The organism is Brevibacillus sp. HD3.3A (assembly GCF_013284375.2).
Lineage (GTDB): Bacteria > Bacillota > Bacilli > Brevibacillales > Brevibacillaceae > Brevibacillus > Brevibacillus parabrevis.
Window position 1 is genome coordinate 1,207,417 of sequence record NZ_CP085874.1, and the last position, 18,329, is coordinate 1,225,745.

The window sequence follows — 18,329 nt, forward strand, 5'->3', positions numbered from 1 at the left end:
TGGCAATACTAGCCAACAAATAAGTTGGATTGCAAAAAGGCTATTTTCCATTTTTTCTTTTCATCATGATTCATTCAACAAAGGAGGCGCTACTTATGCAAAAAGACAAGACACCACGAGAAAAACATCCCTCCGCATTTGAGCCAATGACGCTTATTCTCAATATCGCCTTGTCCGTATTCGGGGCGATGATCGGGATGCAACTGATTACTTCACTCGGGGTCACACCGAGCACATCGATTATCGGGGCGATTGCCGCGATGCTGATTGCGCGCATTCCGATGGAGATTTTCTCCAAATACCGCTCGACTCATCGGCAAAATCTGGTGCAAACGTCGATCTCCTCTGCGACGTTCGGGGCTGCCAACAGTTTGTTGATTCCGATCGGGATTCCGTTTGCGATGAACATGCCGGAGCTGATTATTCCGATGCTGATCGGGGCTGGACTGGCGATGTTTGTGGACACGGCCCTGTTGTACAAGCTGTTTGATTCGAAAATTTTTCCCGCTTCCGGGACATGGGCACCTGGCGTAGCAACGGCCGAGGCGATTATCGCCGGAGACAAAGGCGGCAAGCGCGGCGTGTTGCTGGGAGTCGGTACAGGCGCTGGATTGTTAGGCTCGTACCTCGGCATTTCGATGTCGGCGTTCGGGGTGGCGTTCATCGGGAACATCTGGGCGCTCACGATGTTCGGAATCGGTCTTTTGCTGCGGCAATATTCCGTTCCGTTGTTCAATCAAGACTTGAACGCGCTGTACATTCCGCATGGCTTCATGATCGGGGCCGGGATCGTCGCGCTGTTCCAGGTAGCTTTTATCATTTTGAAAAAGAAAAAGCCTGCTGCGGCCACCGCAGGAAACGCGAACAATCCCGAGGACAGCTACACCCAAAATGAAAAGACGACATCCCGCATCTTGGGGCTTGGCTTCGTCGCATATCTCGTCGTAGCGCTGATTGTTGCGCTTGCAGGCGGATTGATGACGGACATGTCGTTTGGCATGCTGATCGGCTTTCTGTTGTTCGCCGCTTTTGCTGCCTATGTTCACGAGCTGATTGTGGGGATTGCGGCGATGCATTCCGGCTGGTTCCCCGCGTTTGCGATTGCACTGATCACGCTGATTATCGGGATGATGATTGGCTTCCCGCCTGTCGCGCTCGCTCTTCTGGTCGGCTTTAGCGCAGCGACCGGGCCTGCTTTTGCCGACATGGGCTACGATTTGAAAACCGGCTACATTTTGCGCGGCCAGGGCGCAGACGCGGCTCTGGAGGTAGACGGTCGCAAGCAACAGTACATTACCGGATTGATTGCCTTCGGGGTTGCGCTCATTACCGTTGCTTTTTCCTATCAAAGCTTTTTCTCGCAAGGCTTGATTCCGCCAGTAGACAAAGTTTACGCCAGTACAATCGCAGCAGGCACTTCCCCGGAAGTGGCCAAGCAGTTGTTCCTGTGGGCGATTCCGGGTGCGCTCCTGCAATTGATTGGCGGCTCCAACCGTCAGCTCGGCGTCATGTTTGCCACAGGTTTGCTGATTCTCAACCCGAATGCGGGCTGGGCCGTACTGGCGGGAATTTTGATCCGCTTTGTCGTCCTGAAAGTGAAGGGCAAACAGGCGGAAAGCACACTGAGCATTCTCGCAGCAGGTTTTATCGCAGGTGACGCGCTCTACAGTTTCTGTAACTCCCTGATCAAATTCGCGAAAAAATAAAGCAACTGGAGGAGAAACGAAATGGCGAAAATCATACTGGATCAAGCAATGATGGAAGCGGCCGTCTACGGCGGAGCAGTCCTTGGCGGCGGCGGGGGCGGCTGGATCGAGGATGGCATGGAGACAGGACGTCTCGCCCTTGAAGTCGGCTCTCCTGTCCTGGTGACAGCAGATGAAATGAATGACGATGACTTGTTGGCAACCGTTGCGCTGGTCGGAGCGCCTGCTGCGGAAAATCAGTACGTCAAGCCGATGCACTACGTACGCGCTCTGCAACTGCTGGAAAAGACGATCGGACAACCGATCAAAGGAATCATCACCAATGAAAATGGCGCCGGAACGACCGTAAACGGCTGGTTCCAGGCCGCAGTGACGGGATTGCCCGTAATCGACCTGCCTTGCAACGGCCGTGCCCATCCGACTGGTTCGATGGGAGCGATGAATCTGCATGAGGTAGAGGGCTACATTTCCCATCAGGCGGCAGTCGGCGGCAAGGATGAGCTTTACCATGAAGTATGTGTGAGCGGACAGTTGCAGCAGGCGGCAGGTCTGGTGCGCAAAGTGTCGGTCGAGACGGGCGGTCTGGTAGTCGTGGCCCGCAATCCGATCAGCGTAGGCTATGCCCGCGAGCATGGAGCGCCAGGAGCGATCAGCCAAGCGATTGAAGTGGGGCAGGCACTGCTCGGGGCAAAAGGCGAGGCTGCGATCGAAGCTGTGTGCCGAAAATTGGGCGGGCGCATTGTGACGGCAGGCTCCGTAGATGAATGCGAATTGACGACAGCGGGCGGTTTTGACGTCGGGCGCGTAGTGATTAGCGGGCACGAGATGACTTTCTGGAACGAGTACATGACATTGGAGCACAAAGGAGAGCGGCTCGGCACGTTCCCGGACCTGATCATGACACTCGACGCCAATACAGCGAAGCCGATTGTTTCGGCGGAAATCGAAAAAGGACAGCAAATTACCGTTATTCACGTCCCGAAAGAGAACTTGCTTCTCAGCGCGACGATGCGAAACAAACAACTGCTTGCCGCTGTGGAAGGTGCCGTGGGCAAACAAATCCTGCCTTATCTTTTCGGCTAGAAACGATTGATTCCACATCACATCACGAGACAACATCTATGTTCGGATCGAGGAGGAGCAACCATGTCTTTGAAGCAAACGATGACTGTTTTTGAAACGATGGACAGCGCCTATGTGAATGGCGAAACGATCAAGGAGCTGTTTACCGCCTACCCCGGCGTTTCGGTTGCCGTGCAAACGGTCGCAGGAGCAGAAGGCAGCACCGATTTCGTAAAAATCGTCGTACCGGGGAAAAACGGCAAGTCCACTGGCGGCAGCGCGCGAACATTCGGGATTATCGGCCGACTTGGCGGAATCGGAGCGCGTCCGAGCCGGATCGGGATGGTATCTGATGCCGACGGCGCTGTAGCTGCAATCGCTTGCGCCTTGAAGCTTGCCGAGATGCAAAAAAATGGCGACGTTCTCGATGGCGATGTGATCATCAGCACGCACATATGCCCGAATGCGCCGACACAGCCGCATGAGCCGGTCGATTTCATGGGATCGCCTGTCGATATTTTGACGATGAATCGCTATGAAGTCAGCGACGAGATGGAAGCGATTCTCTCGATTGACACGACAAAAGGCAACCGCATCGTGAACCATAAAGGAATCGCCATCTCGCCAACCGTCAAGGAAGGCTACATTTTGCGCATCAGCGAAGATTTGTTGCGGATCATGGAAATGACGACAGGGCAGCTGCCTGTGACGTTCCCGATTACGCAGCAAGACATCACGCCGTACGGCAACGATCTTTTTCATATCAACAGCATTTTGCAGCCTGCTGTCGCCACCGATGCTCCGGTAGTCGGAGTAGCGATTACGGCCCAGACGGCTGTTCCCGGATGCGGCACAGGCGCAAGTCATGAGACGGATATTGCGCTCGCGGTCAAGTTTGCGGTTGAAGTGGCAAAAGAATACACGAACGGCACAACCAGCTTTTACGACGAACAAGAATTTGCTCATATGAATCGCCGCTACGGCTCCATGAAAATTTTTCAAACGATGGGCGTGGAAGCGCACAACTAAACAAGCGAACGGGGAGAGCTGGATTCTCCCCGTTTTTTTACAAACAAGCGATGTGGAAAAAGGAGGCAAGCAGCCGATGAGAAAAGTAGGAATGATTACGATTGGACAAGCACCGCGGCAAGACATTGCGCCGATTGTAGAAAAGCATTTGGCGGGCCGGGCGGAGCTGGTCCAGGCCGGGGTGCTGGATCAGATGACGAAAGCGGAGATTGCAAACAAGCTGGCTCCGACTGCGGGCGATTACGTGTTGACTTCGCGCCTGACAAGCGGCGAGTCTGTCGTCTTGTCCAGGGAACGGATTCAGCCGATTTTGCAGCAAAAAATAGCGGACATGGAGCGGTCAGGAATCCGCAACATTTTGCTTTTGTGCACGGGAGTCTTTCCCGGACTGCGCGCAGAGCAGGCTTTTTTGCTGGAGCCGGATCGGATCATTCCGCCCATGGCAGCAATTATGGCAAAAGGCCGCAGACTCGGCGTGCTTGTGCCTTTGGCCGAGCAGGTGGAAGCGCTGCGGGAAAAATACGCGCCGCATGGCTTGGAGCCGATATTCGCCGTCGTCTCCCCGTTCGCGCTGGACCGGGCGGCATACCAGGCGGCAATCGAACCGCTCAAAGACAAGGTCGATGTCCTGCTCATGGATTGCATGGGGTATACGGAGGAAGCGAGAGAGCTTGTGAGCGAACTGACCGGATTGCCTGTTGTATTGTCCAGCGCTTTTATGGCGAAGCTGATAGCGGAGTGGTGCAGTTAGGCTCGCCGTGCGGTCATGCTTTTTGCGCATGTTATGGTTGTTGAAAGCATGGGGATTGCTTATGCTAGAAGGGCAACTATATATAGAAGAAACGAGGCATTTGTTTATGAATGACCGTTTGGCGAATGCGGCCAGTTCCGATGTTCATCCCGATTGTGCGAGAGCAATTCGGCAACTGCTCCAGATGAAAGAACCGAAGCGAGAAGATTTTCTGGCCTTGCGCACTTACGGCAATGACCGTTATTCGGCAATGGGCTGGGAAGAGCTTCAGTCCTATATAAATGAAAAGACGGTCATTATCGTCGAGCAGTTTGAGAATGAGCAAAATATCATGTCGGCTTTGCGTTGGGTAGCGCGGGGCTTGCCTGTCTGGCATGCGATCCGCAAAGTAAAGGCCGACTACTCCGTATACGGCTACAAGGGAGAGGGCAACAACTAATGCAATCGTGTTAGATGAATCCCTCAGCCAGTCGCAATCGAACGAAAACAGAGTCTGTCGCGATGGGCAGACTTTTTCTGTGCCTGAACCTGAACTGTTTCCAGCTAAAAAGTGCAGGCAAAAGCGAAAAAAATACTGCAGATGAAAACGAAAAGGTCTATTATTGTCACTATCATCGCCTACGGAGGGAGCCATCATGACAGAATTGTTACTTAGCTTACTACAAATCATCATCGTCAATCTGGTCTTGAGTGGGGACAATGCCGTCGTTATTGCGCTGGCTTGTCGTAACTTGCGTCCAGAAGTGCAAAAGAAAGCTGTTTTCTGGGGCGGATTCGGGGCAATCGGACTGAGAATCATCCTGACTTTCATTGCCATTTGGCTGCTGCAAATCCCGTTTGTCCAAGTTTTGGGCGGACTGCTTTTGATCGTGATCGCGGTCAAACTGCTCAAAGGCGAGGAAGAGGATGCCCGCATTGGTAGCGGTTCGAACATGATGGAGGCTTTGAAAACGATTATTTTTGCCGATTTGATCATGAGCCTGGACAACGTCATCGCCGTTGCAGGTGCGGCAAATGGGAACATGCTGCTGGTCGTCATCGGGCTTGCGGTCAGCATTCCTTTGATTGTGTGGGGCAGCCAGCTTTTGATGAAGCTGATGAATCGGTTTCCGATCATCGTCCTGCTGGGAGCGGCATTGCTTGGGTACACAGCAGGCGAGATGATCGTCGGCGACAAGGTAGTCGGAGCTTTTCTGGAACAACTGTTGCCTGCTTTGCATGTCATTTTGCCGGTGGCTTTGGCGCTCGTGGTCATTGCTGTGGGCACGTACCTGAAGCGCAAGGGTGAAAAGTCAGAGGAAGGCAGCGCCGCGCAAGATCACGCGGAGACATTGTAGCCATGGAATACCGCGACTGGTCAATTTTGCGAACGCTGTATCAGGAACAAAACATTACCAAAACGGCGAAAAGCCTGTACTTGTCCCAACCTGCTTTGACCAAGCGTCTGCGGCAAATCGAAAAAGAATTTGGCGTGCAAATCGTGCAGCGCGGCAGAAGGGGCGTTCACTTTACACCGGAGGGCGAGTATTTGGCGAACTGTGCAGACGAAATGCTCGTCCGACTGCGCAAGATCAAGGAACATGTGGCGAATATGGGAGAAGAGGTTAGCGGCACCTTGCGCCTCGGCGTCTCCAACTACTTTGCCCGTTACAAGCTGCCAGGGCTTTTGAAGCTGTTCAAGCAAAAGTATCCGCTGGTGGAATTTAAGGTGGAGACAGGCTGGAGCAAAGACGTGTACCAGGCCGTTTACAACCAGGATGTGCACCTTGGCTTCGTGCGCGGTGATTACAATTGGCCGGGGGGCAAACAGCTTTTGTTTGAGGAAAGCGTGTGCATTGTCTCGCAAACTCCGCTCGATTTAAAAAGCCTTCCTGACTTGCCGCGAATTGATTACGAGACTGATCCGCTTTTGCAGACATTGGTGGATAGCTGGTGGACACAAAATTACTCCTCGCCGCCGCGAATCGACATGGAAGTAGACAAGGCTGACACGTGCGGCGAGATGGTCGCGAGCGGGCTTGGCTACGCCATTTTGCCCCGTCTGGTGGCAGAGGGCAAGGAAGGGCTGCATCTGATCGAGCTTCGGGATGCGGCAAACCAGCCGATCAGGCGAAGTACATGGATGTTTTACCATGAGGAATCCATGGAGCTGCAAAATGTAAAAGCGTTCGTCCGCTTTATGCAACAGATGGATTTTCCTCATTCCTATTAACGCGTTCGTCGCTGCCCGAGCAAGGAGTGCAAGCTCCACGCGGGCAGCTTTTTCTTTTGTGCCATTCGCGAAACGAATCGATCGCGATAACGATTCGGTATTTTTCAGCTGTTTTCTTCTGGCGTACACTGGAACTGTACAAAAGATCGCAACGTCAGACAGGGAGAGAAGGAATCAGCATGAACTTGCTTCGAATAGGGCTTGCACTGTCGCTCGGAGCGGCTGGAGGCTGGCTGTTTGCTCTCGTTCACAGCCCGCTTCCATGGATGATCGGTTCGCTCGTCGCCACCGTCGCTGCTACGATGTTGGGCAGCAAAAACTTGTGGATTCCCGGTTGGTTCCGTCAGGCGGGACTGATCGTGATCGGCATATCGCTTGGCCTGCGCATGACGCCGAGTATTTGGCAGACCATGACAGATCATATCGGTTTGATGCTGATCGCCACCTTGTTCACCGTGTTGCTCAGCCTGTTCAACGCGTGGCTTTTTTACAAAATCGGCAAGGTGGATCGAATTACTGCTATCTTCAGCAACATACCGGGCGGGCTGTCGGAAATGGTGTCGATTGGACAGTCCATCGGCGGCAATCAGCAGATTATCTCCATCTTTCATTCGATCCGCGCCGTCATGATTGTGCTGTGCATCCCCTTTTTGATTTCCTGGATATCCGGGAACCACAGCTCGACTACGGGGGTGTTGGCGAGCGTCCAGCAGCTGGCATGGCTCCCGACTGTGCTTCTGGTCATCGCCAGCTCGCTTGCTGCCTTGCTCGCAGCGCGCTGTCGCGTGCCAGCGCCATACCTTCTCGGACCATTGCTGATTGCCGCGATTGTGTCGCTGAACAACCCGTCGGGCAATGCAAATCCGCTGCTGGCGGGAGAGTTGGTCAAGGCGGCGCAAGTGATGATCGGGGTGAGTATCGGCTTGGGCTTTCGCAAAGAGGAAGTCCGGCAGCAAAAACGCTTCTTTCTCTTCGCCGTCATGCACGCTCTGCTGCTGTTCGCGATCGTAACAGCGATGGCTGCCGGCATGACTTATTTGGCTGACATGGAGCTTGCGACAGGCATCCTGGCGACTGCGCCCGGCGGAATCGCGGAAATGAGCCTGACTGCGATGACGATCGGAGCCGATCCGTTGCTTGTGACCGCCTTCCAGTTGTTCCGCGTCCTGTTTGTCCTGACGTTGTTCTCTGTTGGCGGGCGCAGTTGGGGCAAAAGGCACAGGAATGAGGCGGCTGCCACTTTGGAAAAGACAGCTTGATTGGTTGATGGGCAAGGCAAAAGGGAACAAAAGAGTCTGCCGTTTTTCGCAAAAGCGAGGCGGCAGGCTTTTTTTGTCCGTTTTTTTCCCTGTTTCACAATTAAGACACAAAGGAAAAATGTAACAACATAGACGACAAGAGGTTTGTGAAAAAACTTTTGACAAATTTTCAATCAAAATTTGAACAAAACATGAACAAAAAGTGAATTTTATGTTACAATAAGTTCAACAAAGAAAACGAGCAAAGACGAAAATCCAAAACGACAGGGGTTTTAAATCATGAATACAGATAAAAGAGCCGCAGATGTGCTGAGATGGATTGCCTGGACCGCAATTGCAATTGGTGGCCTGCTGATGGCGTTTACTGCAAGCGATTTCAGAGCAGAGAACTTCCCGTTGATGGTATCGATTGGTTTCTTGATTGCAGGAATGAACATTTTCATTATGAGCACCGTTTTCCGCCTGTTGAATCTGCGTAAGCAAGAAGTGTAAAGAGCGATGACAAATTCATAGACAAAACCTCTCATGAAGCTTCCTTTTTAAAATGAGAGGTTTTTTTCTGTGAAAAATGTCTCGACGTTTTTCATGAAATGGGATGTGACCGTTTTGTTTGCCTTGATCCAGCCCCTTCTTCTGGCGATGTCCGAAGGAAGGGGCTGTTTATTTTAAATGAAACAACGCAAAGGCGGCAAAACGGCTGGATATCGCGACCAATTTTGGATGGAGATGTGCATCGCAGGGGATTGTTAACAAGAATTTGATCAACTCGTGACTGGTTCGTGAACACTTTGTCACAGAAAAGCTACGAATTATTGAACGTCCGAAAAAAGAAGTACAAAAGTTCTCCGTCTCTGATAGTATGTATATGCGGTTAGTTGATATGTTCACTTACGTTAAAATTCTCTGCTGAGTCCTGCTCGAAGATGGATTCCATCCTCTGTCGTGAAAGACTCGGAGGGGAAGCGGACGCGAATAGCGGACACATCATCAGTTAGAGGCTTGTTGTTTTGTGAAAGAGGAGGGATTAGGAGAATGAGTGGAGGAAAAATGCTGAGGCAAATCCACTTTTGGATCTTGGCAGCGTTAACCACCGTCCTGCTTTCAGGCTGTGGTAGTGAGTATCTTGTCTTGAATCCGAAAGGGCCTGTAGCAGAGACGCAGTACAATCTCATTATTATTTCCACGATATTGTGCGCCGTCATCATCGTTCCGGTTCTTGCGCTTACCGCTTTTATCGTGTATCGATATCGGGATAAACCGGATAACAAGGCGCCTTACAAACCTGAGTGGGCACATAACTCGGTCCTTGAAGCAATCTGGTGGGGCATTCCGGTAGTCATCATTGCGATCTTGGGTTACTTTACCGTTCGCGATACGTATGTGCTGAAGGAATCTCCGAATAAAGAAGTAGCACCGATGACCGTTCAGGTTACCGCATTGGATTGGAAATGGATGTTCACTTATCCAGAACAAAACATTGCGACGGTCAACTACCTGGAAATTCCGGTTGGTGTACCTGTTCATTTCCAAATTTCCGCAGAAGCTCCGATGAACTCTTTCTGGGTGCCATCGTTGGGCGGTCAGGTTTACGCGATGGCAGGTATGGCGACTGAGCTGTATTTGCAAGCAGATGAACCAGGCGAATTTGCTGGATTCAGTTCCAACTTCTCTGGTGAAAAATTTGCGCACATGCAGTTTAAAGTAGTAGCGAAACCGCAAGAAGAGTTCAATAAATGGGTCAGTGAAGTAAAAGGCACTTCCCCTGCTATGACAAAAGAAGATTACAACGAGCTGAAAAAACCAGGATTGGCTGAGGAAAAACTGTACTCTGCATTCCCGGAAGGCTTGTTTGAAGAGATTGTTCAAAAATACGGTCATGGCCATGATATGGACCATGTAATGCAAAAGCAGCCTGCTCCGACAGGCGATAAGTCAAAAGAAACCTCGCAATTGCCACCAACTGACATGAGCAACATGCCTGGAATGGATCATTCCAGCATGAAACATTAGGAGAGGGAGGAGGAATACCACGTGTGGGAGGACATTAAGGATTTTGCATCCACGTTCTTTGTAACTGGTGACCCACTGATTTACGGTGCGGACGTATCGATTGTTTTGACAATGCTCGCGATCGTGTTTGTCTTGACCAAATATAAAAAATGGGGTTGGCTCTGGCGCGAATGGCTGACTACCGTTGACCATAAACGTATCGGGATCATGTACCTGATTGCATCGCTCCTCATGCTGTTCCGCGGTGGGGTTGACGCCCTGCTGATGCGTTTGCAGCTGGCATTCCCGAATTTGGAATTCCTGCATGCCGATCACTATAACGCGATCTTTACGACTCACGGTACGATCATGATTTTGTTCATGGCGATGCCGATGATGTTTGGTTTGTTCAACATGGTTGTTCCGCTGCAAATCGGTGCGCGCGACGTTGCGTATCCGTTCCTGAACGCGCTCAGCTTCTGGCTGTTCTTCCTTGGCGCGATGCTGTTCAACCTGTCGTTCGTTATCGGGGGCTCCCCGGACGCTGGTTGGTTGTCTTATCCGCCATTGTCACAAAATGATTTCAGTCCGGGACCTGGTCAAAACTTCTGGATCTGGGGTATTCAAATTTCCGGTATCGGTAGTTTGGCAACAGGTATCAACTTTATCGTTACGATTCTCAAAATGCGTGCACCAGGAATGACTCTTTCCAAAATGCCGCTGTTCAGCTGGTCGGTATTGTCTTCCAGCATCATGATTATCTTTGCTTTCCCAATCTTGACTATTACAATCGCACTTTTGTTCCTTGACCGTTTCGCAGGTGCTCACTTCTTCACGATGGACGGCGGCGGTAACCCGATGATGTACCTGAACCTCATCTGGATGTGGGGTCACCCAGAGGTATACATCGTAGTTGTACCAGCATTCGGTATTTTCTCTGAAGTAGTTGCGACATTCTCGCGCAAACGCATTTTCGGTTACAAATCCATGGTGTGGGCTTTGATGGCGATTGCGATCGCGTCCTTCTTCACATGGGCTCACCACTTTTTCACAATGGGTACAAGCGCCAGCGTTATCGCGTTCTTTGCGATATCGACGATGGTCATTGCGATCCCGACCGGGGTTAAGGTATTTAACTGGCTGTTTACGATGTTCCGTGGTCGGATATCCTTTAAACAACCAATGCTGTGGACCATTGCGTTCATTCCTTGCTTCCTCGTAGGGGGAGCGACAGGTGTCATGCTGGCGGTGGCTCCGGCAGACTACCAGTACCACAACAGCTACTTCCTGATTGCCCACTTCCACCAAGTGTTGATCGGTGGGGTTGTGTTCGGTTACCTGGCAGGTATTTACTACTGGTGGCCAAAACTGTTCGGCTTCAAGCTCGATGAAAAGCTCGGACGTTGGGGCTTCTGGTTCTGGAATATCGGTTTCTATATTTGCTTTATGCCGCAATACGCGCTTGGCTTCATGGGTATGACACGCCGTTACTACACATACGGCTGGGATCGCGGTTGGGAAGACCTCAACCTCGTATCGACTGTCGGTGCCTTCATGATGGGGATCGGTTTCATCTTCCAAGTATGGCAAATTACGTACAGCATCAAGCATGGGGAACGGGATACAACAGGCGACCCATGGGATGCGCGTACACTGGAATGGTCGATTCCATCTCCAGCACCGTTCTACAACTTTGCTGTCGTTCCGAATGTAAAAGAATCGGATGACTGGTGGGCAACAAAACAAGCGAAAGCAAACGGCACGTATAAAGAAGAGCCGGTGCATCTGGAACCAATTCATATGCCGAAAAACTCGGGTATTCCGATTATCATGTCGACCTTCTGGTTCCTGATTGGATTTGGATTCACCTTTGGATGGGTATGGATGGCCGTAGTTGGATTCATTGGAGTTGCCGTGTGCATGTGGGTACGCTCCTTCCAATACGATACGGATTATTACGTACCGGTGGATGAAGTGCGTCGCACGGAGGCTTCACTGGGGAGGGTGTTGTAATGATGGCTAATCATCACGACCATAGTCATGGCCATGACCATCATGAAGAGCATGAGCAACTCAAGGTTCTTGGCTTCTGGATTTTCGTTGTAACGGACTGCATTTTGTTCGGTACGCTGTTTGCTACCTATGCGGTAATGATGCATAGCTTTGCAGGCGGACCGACTGGAAAAGAATTGTTTGAACTGCCTGGGATCATCGCTTCAACCTTTATCTTGTTGACCAGTAGCTTTACCAGCGGACTTGCTGTACTGGCGATGAACAAAGGGAAAGTAAAAGAGCTGATCGCCTGGCTCGCTGTAACTGCTGTTCTCGGTCTTGCGTTCGTCGTGCTGGAGGTTAACGAGTTTACGCATTTGATGCACGAAGGTGCGACCATGGCTACTAGCGGCTTCTGGTCCGCGTTCTTCACACTGGTCGGTACGCACGGTTTGCACGTTTCCGTTGGTCTGTTCTGGATGGTAGCGCTGATGATGCAGCTGAAGCGCCGTGGAATTAATGCGGTAACTCGCCGCAAAGTTACCAACCTGAGCTTGTACTGGCACTTCCTGGACGTTGTGTGGATCTTCCTCTTCACAGTCGTCTATCTGATGGGGGTGATGTAAGATGACACAACATCAAAACCATGGCGGTCATCAAGATCACGGATCGCTGAAGTCTTACGTGATCGGTTTCGTTCTCTCGATTGTGCTCACCATCATCCCGCTGGTGCTGGTCATGAATCAGATGCTCGAAAAAACGGCTCTCGTAATCACGATTCTGGTGATGGCCATCTTGCAATTCGTTGTTCAGCTGTTCTTCTTCATGCACATCCGTGAGGGAGAAAAGCCGCGCTACAATGTACAGACACTGATTCTCGGACTTGTGATCGTGTTCACGATTATCGCAGGTTCCATCTGGATCATGATGTTCAACAAGTACTAAGAAGCAAGGGTAATTTTCAAAAACAAACAAGGCGTGATGCGAGCGATTGGCTGCTCGTGTCACGCTTTTTTTCTTGTCCAGCGGCGATGTCCATGCTAAGATAGACGGAATTTATTGACAAAAAGGAGAGAACAAGCATGTCGGAGACGCCGTATTTGGTCAAGCCGTCAGTCGAGCGCAAACAGGAGTATTTGGCTTTTTACGAGGAATGGAAGCAAAGCGGGGAACCGTTCGTTCCATGGGTGATCGGGCACGATCCGCATGATTTTGAGACTTATCTGGCATTCATGGAGCGAGAGGGAAAGGAAGAAAACTTGCAAGCAGGTTGGGTGCCGCACTCTACTTACTGGCTGGTCGATGGAAAAGAGCAGATCGTCGGGGCGGTCAACATTCGCCATCGCCTGAACGAACGGTTGCTGAACGTCGGGGGACATATTGGCTACGGCATCCGGCCCAGCGAAAGACGCAAAGGCTACGCGACGGCAATTCTTGCCCAAGCGCTGGACAAGACGAGGGAGCTTGGCCTGGAGCGGGTGCTGGTCGTGTGCGACAGTCACAATATCGGTTCGGAAAAAACGATTCTCGGCAACGGCGGGGTGTTTGAATCCGAGGTGATCGAAGAGGATGGCAATGTCGTGCGGCGGTTTTGGATTCGTCTGTAAGGTTTTGCGCCAAAGCCGTGCATCGTTTTCTGCGAAGATTTCATACTATTGAAGGGTGCAGAACGTCTTCGCGAGATTTTCAGAGAAGGGAAGGCTTTTCTTTTCACAAACAAAGTATATAATTATGTCTTGTAACACATTTTGGAAAGGGGAGATTTCTTTGTTTGATATCGTGATTATTGGAGCAGGTCCAGCGGGAGGCAGCGCAGCGATTTTCGCTGCAAAAGCAGGCAAAAAGACGCTGTTGATTGACAATGACAAAAGCATGACCAAACGCGCTTGGATGGAAAACCACTATGGCATCATGGAAATCTCTGGCCCTGACCTGATTGAAACGGGGAAAAAACAGGCTGCGAAATTCGGAGCAGAGCTGGTGGAAGACCAAGTAACCAACGTGACGAAAACCGAGCAAGGACTGGTAGTCGAAACGGCGGAAAAAGGCTCGTTCGAAGCGAAGAACGTCATTTTGGCGACGGGAGCAGTCACAGCTCTCGCGGAAACAATCGGCTTGAATACGAAAGATGGCACGGAGCCAAGAATCAAAACAATAGTAGATGTAGACGCGCAAGGAAAAACGAACATCGACGGCATTTGGGCAGCGGGCACGTGCGCAGGCGTGAGCGTACATACGATCATTACTTCTGGCGATGGCGCCAAAGTTGCGATCAACGTCATCAGCGAGCTGAATGGCGAGCGTTATGTCGATCACGACGTGTTGAAAACGAACTAAGCGAAAAGTAAGGCACCTTCTCTTTTGGGAGAGAAGGTGTTTTTGTATCGCGCGAAGAGAAGGAGAAGCCAGTTGGAGTTCTTCAATATTTTTTTACAGACAAATGGTCAAATTTGAATATAATAAGGAATATTAGTTTGATTTGACTATCAGGGAGGACAACGGCAATGATCGCCAAAGAAAGCAAAGTGAATTTTGTCGTCGCGGGCCTCTTGTTAGGGCTCTTGATCGCGTCTATGGACAACACGATCGTGGCGACTGCCATGGCGACGATTGTGGGCGAGATGGGCGGCATGGACAAATTCGTCTGGGTAACATCCGCTTACATGGTCGCGACGATGGCGGGTATGCCGATCTTCGGCAAGCTTTCCGACATGTACGGGCGCAAGCGTTTCTACATATTTGGCCTGATCGTTTTCTTATTGGGTTCGATTTTGTGCGGAACGGCAAACAGCATCATCGAATTGAGCATTTACCGCGCCATTCAGGGGATCGGCGGAGGCGCTTTGATGCCGATTGCCTTCACGATCATTTTTGACGTGTTCCCGCCGGAAAAGCGCGGGAAAATGACGGGGCTGTTCGGTGCGGTTTTCGGTACTTCCAGCGTGTTCGGGCCGTTGCTCGGAGCGTACATCACGGAGTACGTCAGCTGGCACTGGATCTTTTTCATCAACGTGCCAATCGGGGCGCTGTCTCTCTGGTTTATCGCGAGGTACTACAGAGAGTCGCTTGAGCACCGCAAGCAAAGCATCGACTGGTGGGGAGCGATCACGCTTGTCGGCGCTGTCGTCAGTCTCATGTTTGCCCTGGAGCTTGGCGGCAATCAGTACGCATGGAACTCCGTGCAAATCATCGGACTGTTCACTGCGTTTTTCCTGCTGTTCGTGATTTTTCTGTTTGTGGAAAAGAAAGCTTCGGAACCGATTATTTCGTTTGCGATGTTTAAACGCAGATTGTTCGCTACGACGAATGCAGTCGCTCTGCTGTACGGAGCCGCTTTTATCATCACGACGGTCTATTTGCCGATCTTCATCCAAGGGGTATATGGCGGGTCTGCATCCAATTCCGGCTTGCTCCTGACGCCGATGATGCTCGGTTCGGTTGTCGGCAGCCAGGTCGGCGGTTTTCTCACGACGAAAACGAGCTTCCGCAACATCATGCTGCTGTCAGCGGTCTTTTTCGTACCGGGATTGTTCCTGCTCAGCACCTTGTCGCCTGACATGGCTCGCTCTACGGTGACGATCTTCATGACGATTACCGGATTTGGCGTCGGGTTCAATTTCTCGGTTCTCGGGATATCCGCGATTCATGGCTTCGACATGCGTCAACGTGGATCGGCCAGCTCGACGAACTCTTTTTCCCGTTCGCTCGGCATGACGCTGGGGATTACGGTGTTTGGCATTTTGCAGCGCAACCAGTTTGAAAATGGCATGGCTTCTGCTTTCTCCGGTCAAGGTGCAGCTGGTGCGATCACCGATCCGCGCGCGATTTTGACGCCGGAAGCAAGAGCTGCGATTCCGGCTCCCGTGCTGGAAAAAATGACGGACATTCTTGCTTCTTCCATCGCTCACACGTTTTTGTGGGCGCTTGTTCCCGCTCTACTCGCGGTCGTCTGTATTTTGCTGATGGGCAATGAGCGAGTGGTAACGTCGGGAAAAAAGGCTCCGCAAGCCAAGCCTGAACGCGGGTAAGAGGGGAGTAGCCATGAGTTTGAAATTGCTTATTTTAGGGCTGCTGATGGAAGGGGAAAAGCACCCGTATGAAATCCAGCAGCAGGTGAAGACGCGAGGAATCGATTGCTACGTCAAATACGCCAAAGGCTCACTCTACTACGCCATCAATCAGCTTGAAAAGGGTGGGATGATCGAGATTACGCAAGTCATTCGCGAGTCTAACCGCCCGGATAAGACAATGTATCGCATCACCAAAACAGGGGAGGCGGAGTTTCAGGAGCTGCTTTTGCAGGAAATGCGCAAGCCGATGCAACTCACCAATCCGATTTATACAGCTCTGACCTTCGCCTCTCATGGCGATCCCGCAAAAATGGGGGAAGCTTTGGCCGTGAACATCCAGGAGGTGCAACGGCTCGCTGCCTTGCTCGAATCGATCATGGAGCAGCAGCAGCTGAATTGGGGGGCGAAGACGATCCTGATTGGGGCGATCGAGCATTTGCATGCCGAGGTGCGCTGGATGGAACGCATTCGCGAACAATCATGGGGCCGCTGATTTTGAATTTATTATGAACAATGGACAATTCTCATCATTTAGATAGTTTTTCGTTTATAATGATGATAATTACAAGCAAGGATGGTATCCGCCCATGATGAATACCGCACTCGGACGTTTTCGCGTTATCGGCATTATTGAAGGAATTTCGTATCTGGTGTTGCTGTTGATTGCGATGCCGCTCAAGTACTACCTCGATTTTCCGGACGCAGTAAAAGTCGCAGGCTCATTGCATGGCTTGTTTTTTGTCCTCTATATTTTGGCCTTGGCTCATGTTACATTTAAGGACAGATGGTCCATTTTGAAGGTAATCGTGGCGTTTATCGCGTCTCTGTTGCCGTTCGGCAATTTTGTTCTGGATGCACGATTGAAAAAAGAGCAATAAAACAACAAAGAGCGCAGAGGAAAGGCGGGTCATCGTACCCGTCTTTGCTGCACCAGCAGATAAGTTCAATCGTAGGTGGGTTGTCTATATTTACCACGACGGGGGAGGATCTGTGTGGAGACCAGGATTTTGGCAGGTGTTCTTTTGTGGGATAACGAAGGGCAGTATGTGCTGGAAACCGTGATGGAGAATCGGTACAAGCTGGTAATGCCGCAGATTATTACCTTCACGCAAAGCGACGAGAAGGTGGCGTCTGACGAGCTGGACGAGCAGCATGTCGGCAAGAGTGTGATTGCCAGATGTTTTGTCTGAAGGAGGTAGGGTAGGCAAGAGCCTATTCTGACCTGCTGATAAATAGATTGATAATTCTGTTAAAAGGTGGTGTTGGCTATGGAACTGCGTGAGCGTTATGCAGGCAGTTTGCTCGGTTTGGCAATAGGGGATGCGCTTGGAGCGACGCTGGAATTTCGCAAGCCAGGCACGTTTGAGCCGCTTACGGAAATGATCGGCGGAGGGCCGTTTGATTTGCAGCCGGGTCAATGGACGGATGATACTTCCATGGCACTGTGCCTGGCGGAGAGCCTGAGCGAGACGGGGAGGTTCGATCCAGAGGATCAAATGAACCGTTACTTGGCCTGGTATCGCAAAGGGTACATGAGCTGCAAGGATCACTGTTTTGACATCGGCAATGCGACAAAGGAAGCGCTGTGGCGGTATGAACAGACAGGACAGCCATACAGCGGATCGACAGACCCGAGGACGGCTGGAAACGGTTCGATCATGCGGCTGGCTCCTGTAGCGCTCTTTTTCGCAGGCGAGCCGAGGCAAGCCATCGACATGTGCGCCCAAAGCTCGCGCACGACGCATGCGGCAGCCCAAGCGGTAGATGGCTGCCGGTTTTTGGGTGCGCTGTTGCTGGGAGCTTTGCAGGGCGTGCCAAAAGATCAATTGCTGGCGGGAGCCTATTCGCCTGTCGAGAATTTGTGGGCAGAGGAACCGCTTGATCCCGGCATTGCCCGCGTCGCTCTTGGTTCGTACAAAGGCAAAGCAGAGACGGAAATCAAAGGATCAGGGTACGTGGTAGAGTCGCTGGAAGCAGCGCTGTGGGCTTTTTGCACGACAGACACATTTGAGGCGGGCTTGTTGCGCGCTGTCAATCTCGGTGATGACGCGGATACGACCGGGGCTGTTTACGGTCAATTGGCAGGAGCCTACTACGGAGTCGAGGCACTGCCCAAGCGAATGCTCGATTTGCTGGCCAAGCGCGAGCTGATCGAGCAGATGGCTGACAAGCTGCTGGATCGGCGGGCGAACTGAGCAAATCTACCCAATTCTTTTGGTCATTAAGCTGTTTTGGGCTGTTGGTGAAAGGCGGCTCGCT

At 51.4% G+C, this 18,329-nt stretch carries 20 protein-coding genes; all 20 read left to right on the top strand.

Annotated features, from left to right (window positions below; translation table 11 throughout):
• The first annotated feature begins 95 nt into the window (after positions 1–95).
• The 20 genes from HP435_RS06080 to HP435_RS06175 all read left to right on the top strand — a co-directional run bounded on the left by HP435_RS06080 (position 96) and on the right by HP435_RS06175 (position 18,265).
• Positions 96–1,706, top strand: a complete 1,611-nt coding sequence (locus HP435_RS06080; RefSeq protein WP_173598476.1) for an OPT/YSL family transporter — start codon at positions 96–98, stop codon at positions 1,704–1,706.
• Between the two features lie 21 nt (positions 1,707–1,727).
• Positions 1,728–2,789, top strand: coding sequence for an S-methyl thiohydantoin desulfurase family protein (locus tag HP435_RS06085; protein ID WP_173598475.1), 1,062 nt, complete (start codon positions 1,728–1,730; stop codon positions 2,787–2,789).
• A gap of 63 nt (positions 2,790–2,852) precedes the next feature.
• On the top strand, positions 2,853–3,797 hold the full coding sequence (locus HP435_RS06090) for a DUF1177 domain-containing protein (RefSeq protein ID WP_122962769.1): 945 nt from the start codon (positions 2,853–2,855) through the stop codon (positions 3,795–3,797).
• A gap of 76 nt (positions 3,798–3,873) precedes the next feature.
• A complete protein-coding gene (locus tag HP435_RS06095) occupies positions 3,874–4,548 on the top strand; it encodes an AroM family protein (RefSeq protein ID WP_122962770.1) in 675 nt (224 codons plus the stop codon).
• A gap of 106 nt (positions 4,549–4,654) precedes the next feature.
• Positions 4,655–4,987, top strand: a complete 333-nt coding sequence (locus HP435_RS06100; protein ID WP_122962771.1) for a hypothetical protein — start codon at positions 4,655–4,657, stop codon at positions 4,985–4,987.
• A gap of 196 nt (positions 4,988–5,183) precedes the next feature.
• The gene (locus HP435_RS06105; protein ID WP_122962772.1) at positions 5,184–5,885 is read left to right on the top strand and encodes a TerC family protein; all 702 of its coding nucleotides are present in this window, start codon (positions 5,184–5,186) and stop codon (positions 5,883–5,885) included.
• A 2-nt stretch (positions 5,886–5,887) separates the two neighbouring features.
• Entirely contained in the window at positions 5,888–6,760 is an 873-nt protein-coding gene (locus HP435_RS06110) for a LysR family transcriptional regulator (RefSeq protein WP_122962773.1), read from the top strand.
• 179 nt (positions 6,761–6,939) lie between these two features.
• Complete coding sequence (locus tag HP435_RS06115) at positions 6,940–8,019, top strand: AbrB family transcriptional regulator (protein WP_122962774.1); 1,080 nt, start codon at positions 6,940–6,942, stop codon at positions 8,017–8,019.
• A gap of 279 nt (positions 8,020–8,298) precedes the next feature.
• Complete coding sequence (locus tag HP435_RS06120) at positions 8,299–8,511, top strand: hypothetical protein (protein ID WP_122962775.1); 213 nt, start codon at positions 8,299–8,301, stop codon at positions 8,509–8,511.
• A 540-nt stretch (positions 8,512–9,051) separates the two neighbouring features.
• The gene (gene qoxA / locus HP435_RS06125; RefSeq protein WP_122962776.1) at positions 9,052–10,029 is read left to right on the top strand and encodes a cytochrome aa3 quinol oxidase subunit II; all 978 of its coding nucleotides are present in this window, start codon (positions 9,052–9,054) and stop codon (positions 10,027–10,029) included.
• Between the two features lie 21 nt (positions 10,030–10,050).
• A complete protein-coding gene (locus HP435_RS06130; protein ID WP_063228406.1) occupies positions 10,051–12,021 on the top strand; it encodes a cbb3-type cytochrome c oxidase subunit I in 1,971 nt (656 codons plus the stop codon).
• Positions 12,022–12,023: 2 nt separating this feature from the next.
• Positions 12,024–12,626, top strand: coding sequence for a cytochrome o ubiquinol oxidase subunit III (gene cyoC, locus HP435_RS06135; protein WP_173596270.1), 603 nt, complete (start codon positions 12,024–12,026; stop codon positions 12,624–12,626).
• Position 12,627: 1 nt separating this feature from the next.
• Entirely contained in the window at positions 12,628–12,945 is a 318-nt protein-coding gene (cyoD, locus tag HP435_RS06140; RefSeq protein ID WP_063228404.1) for a cytochrome o ubiquinol oxidase subunit IV, read from the top strand.
• Between the two features lie 137 nt (positions 12,946–13,082).
• Positions 13,083–13,607, top strand: coding sequence for a GNAT family N-acetyltransferase (locus HP435_RS06145; protein ID WP_122962779.1), 525 nt, complete (start codon positions 13,083–13,085; stop codon positions 13,605–13,607).
• 160 nt (positions 13,608–13,767) lie between these two features.
• Positions 13,768–14,337 carry an FAD-dependent oxidoreductase gene (locus tag HP435_RS06150; RefSeq protein WP_173598474.1) on the top strand — a complete coding sequence of 190 codons (570 nt, stop codon included), beginning with the start codon at positions 13,768–13,770 and terminating at the stop codon, positions 14,335–14,337.
• 167 nt (positions 14,338–14,504) lie between these two features.
• Positions 14,505–16,028 carry an MDR family MFS transporter gene (locus HP435_RS06155; protein ID WP_122962781.1) on the top strand — a complete coding sequence of 508 codons (1,524 nt, stop codon included), beginning with the start codon at positions 14,505–14,507 and terminating at the stop codon, positions 16,026–16,028.
• Between the two features lie 13 nt (positions 16,029–16,041).
• On the top strand, positions 16,042–16,563 hold the full coding sequence (locus HP435_RS06160) for a PadR family transcriptional regulator (RefSeq protein ID WP_063228400.1): 522 nt from the start codon (positions 16,042–16,044) through the stop codon (positions 16,561–16,563).
• A gap of 94 nt (positions 16,564–16,657) precedes the next feature.
• Positions 16,658–16,948 carry a DUF3817 domain-containing protein gene (locus tag HP435_RS06165; protein WP_122962782.1) on the top strand — a complete coding sequence of 97 codons (291 nt, stop codon included), beginning with the start codon at positions 16,658–16,660 and terminating at the stop codon, positions 16,946–16,948.
• 114 nt (positions 16,949–17,062) lie between these two features.
• Complete coding sequence (locus tag HP435_RS06170) at positions 17,063–17,260, top strand: hypothetical protein (RefSeq protein ID WP_122962783.1); 198 nt, start codon at positions 17,063–17,065, stop codon at positions 17,258–17,260.
• 78 nt (positions 17,261–17,338) lie between these two features.
• Entirely contained in the window at positions 17,339–18,265 is a 927-nt protein-coding gene (locus tag HP435_RS06175; RefSeq protein ID WP_173598473.1) for an ADP-ribosylglycohydrolase family protein, read from the top strand.
• Positions 18,266–18,329 lie beyond the last annotated feature (64 nt).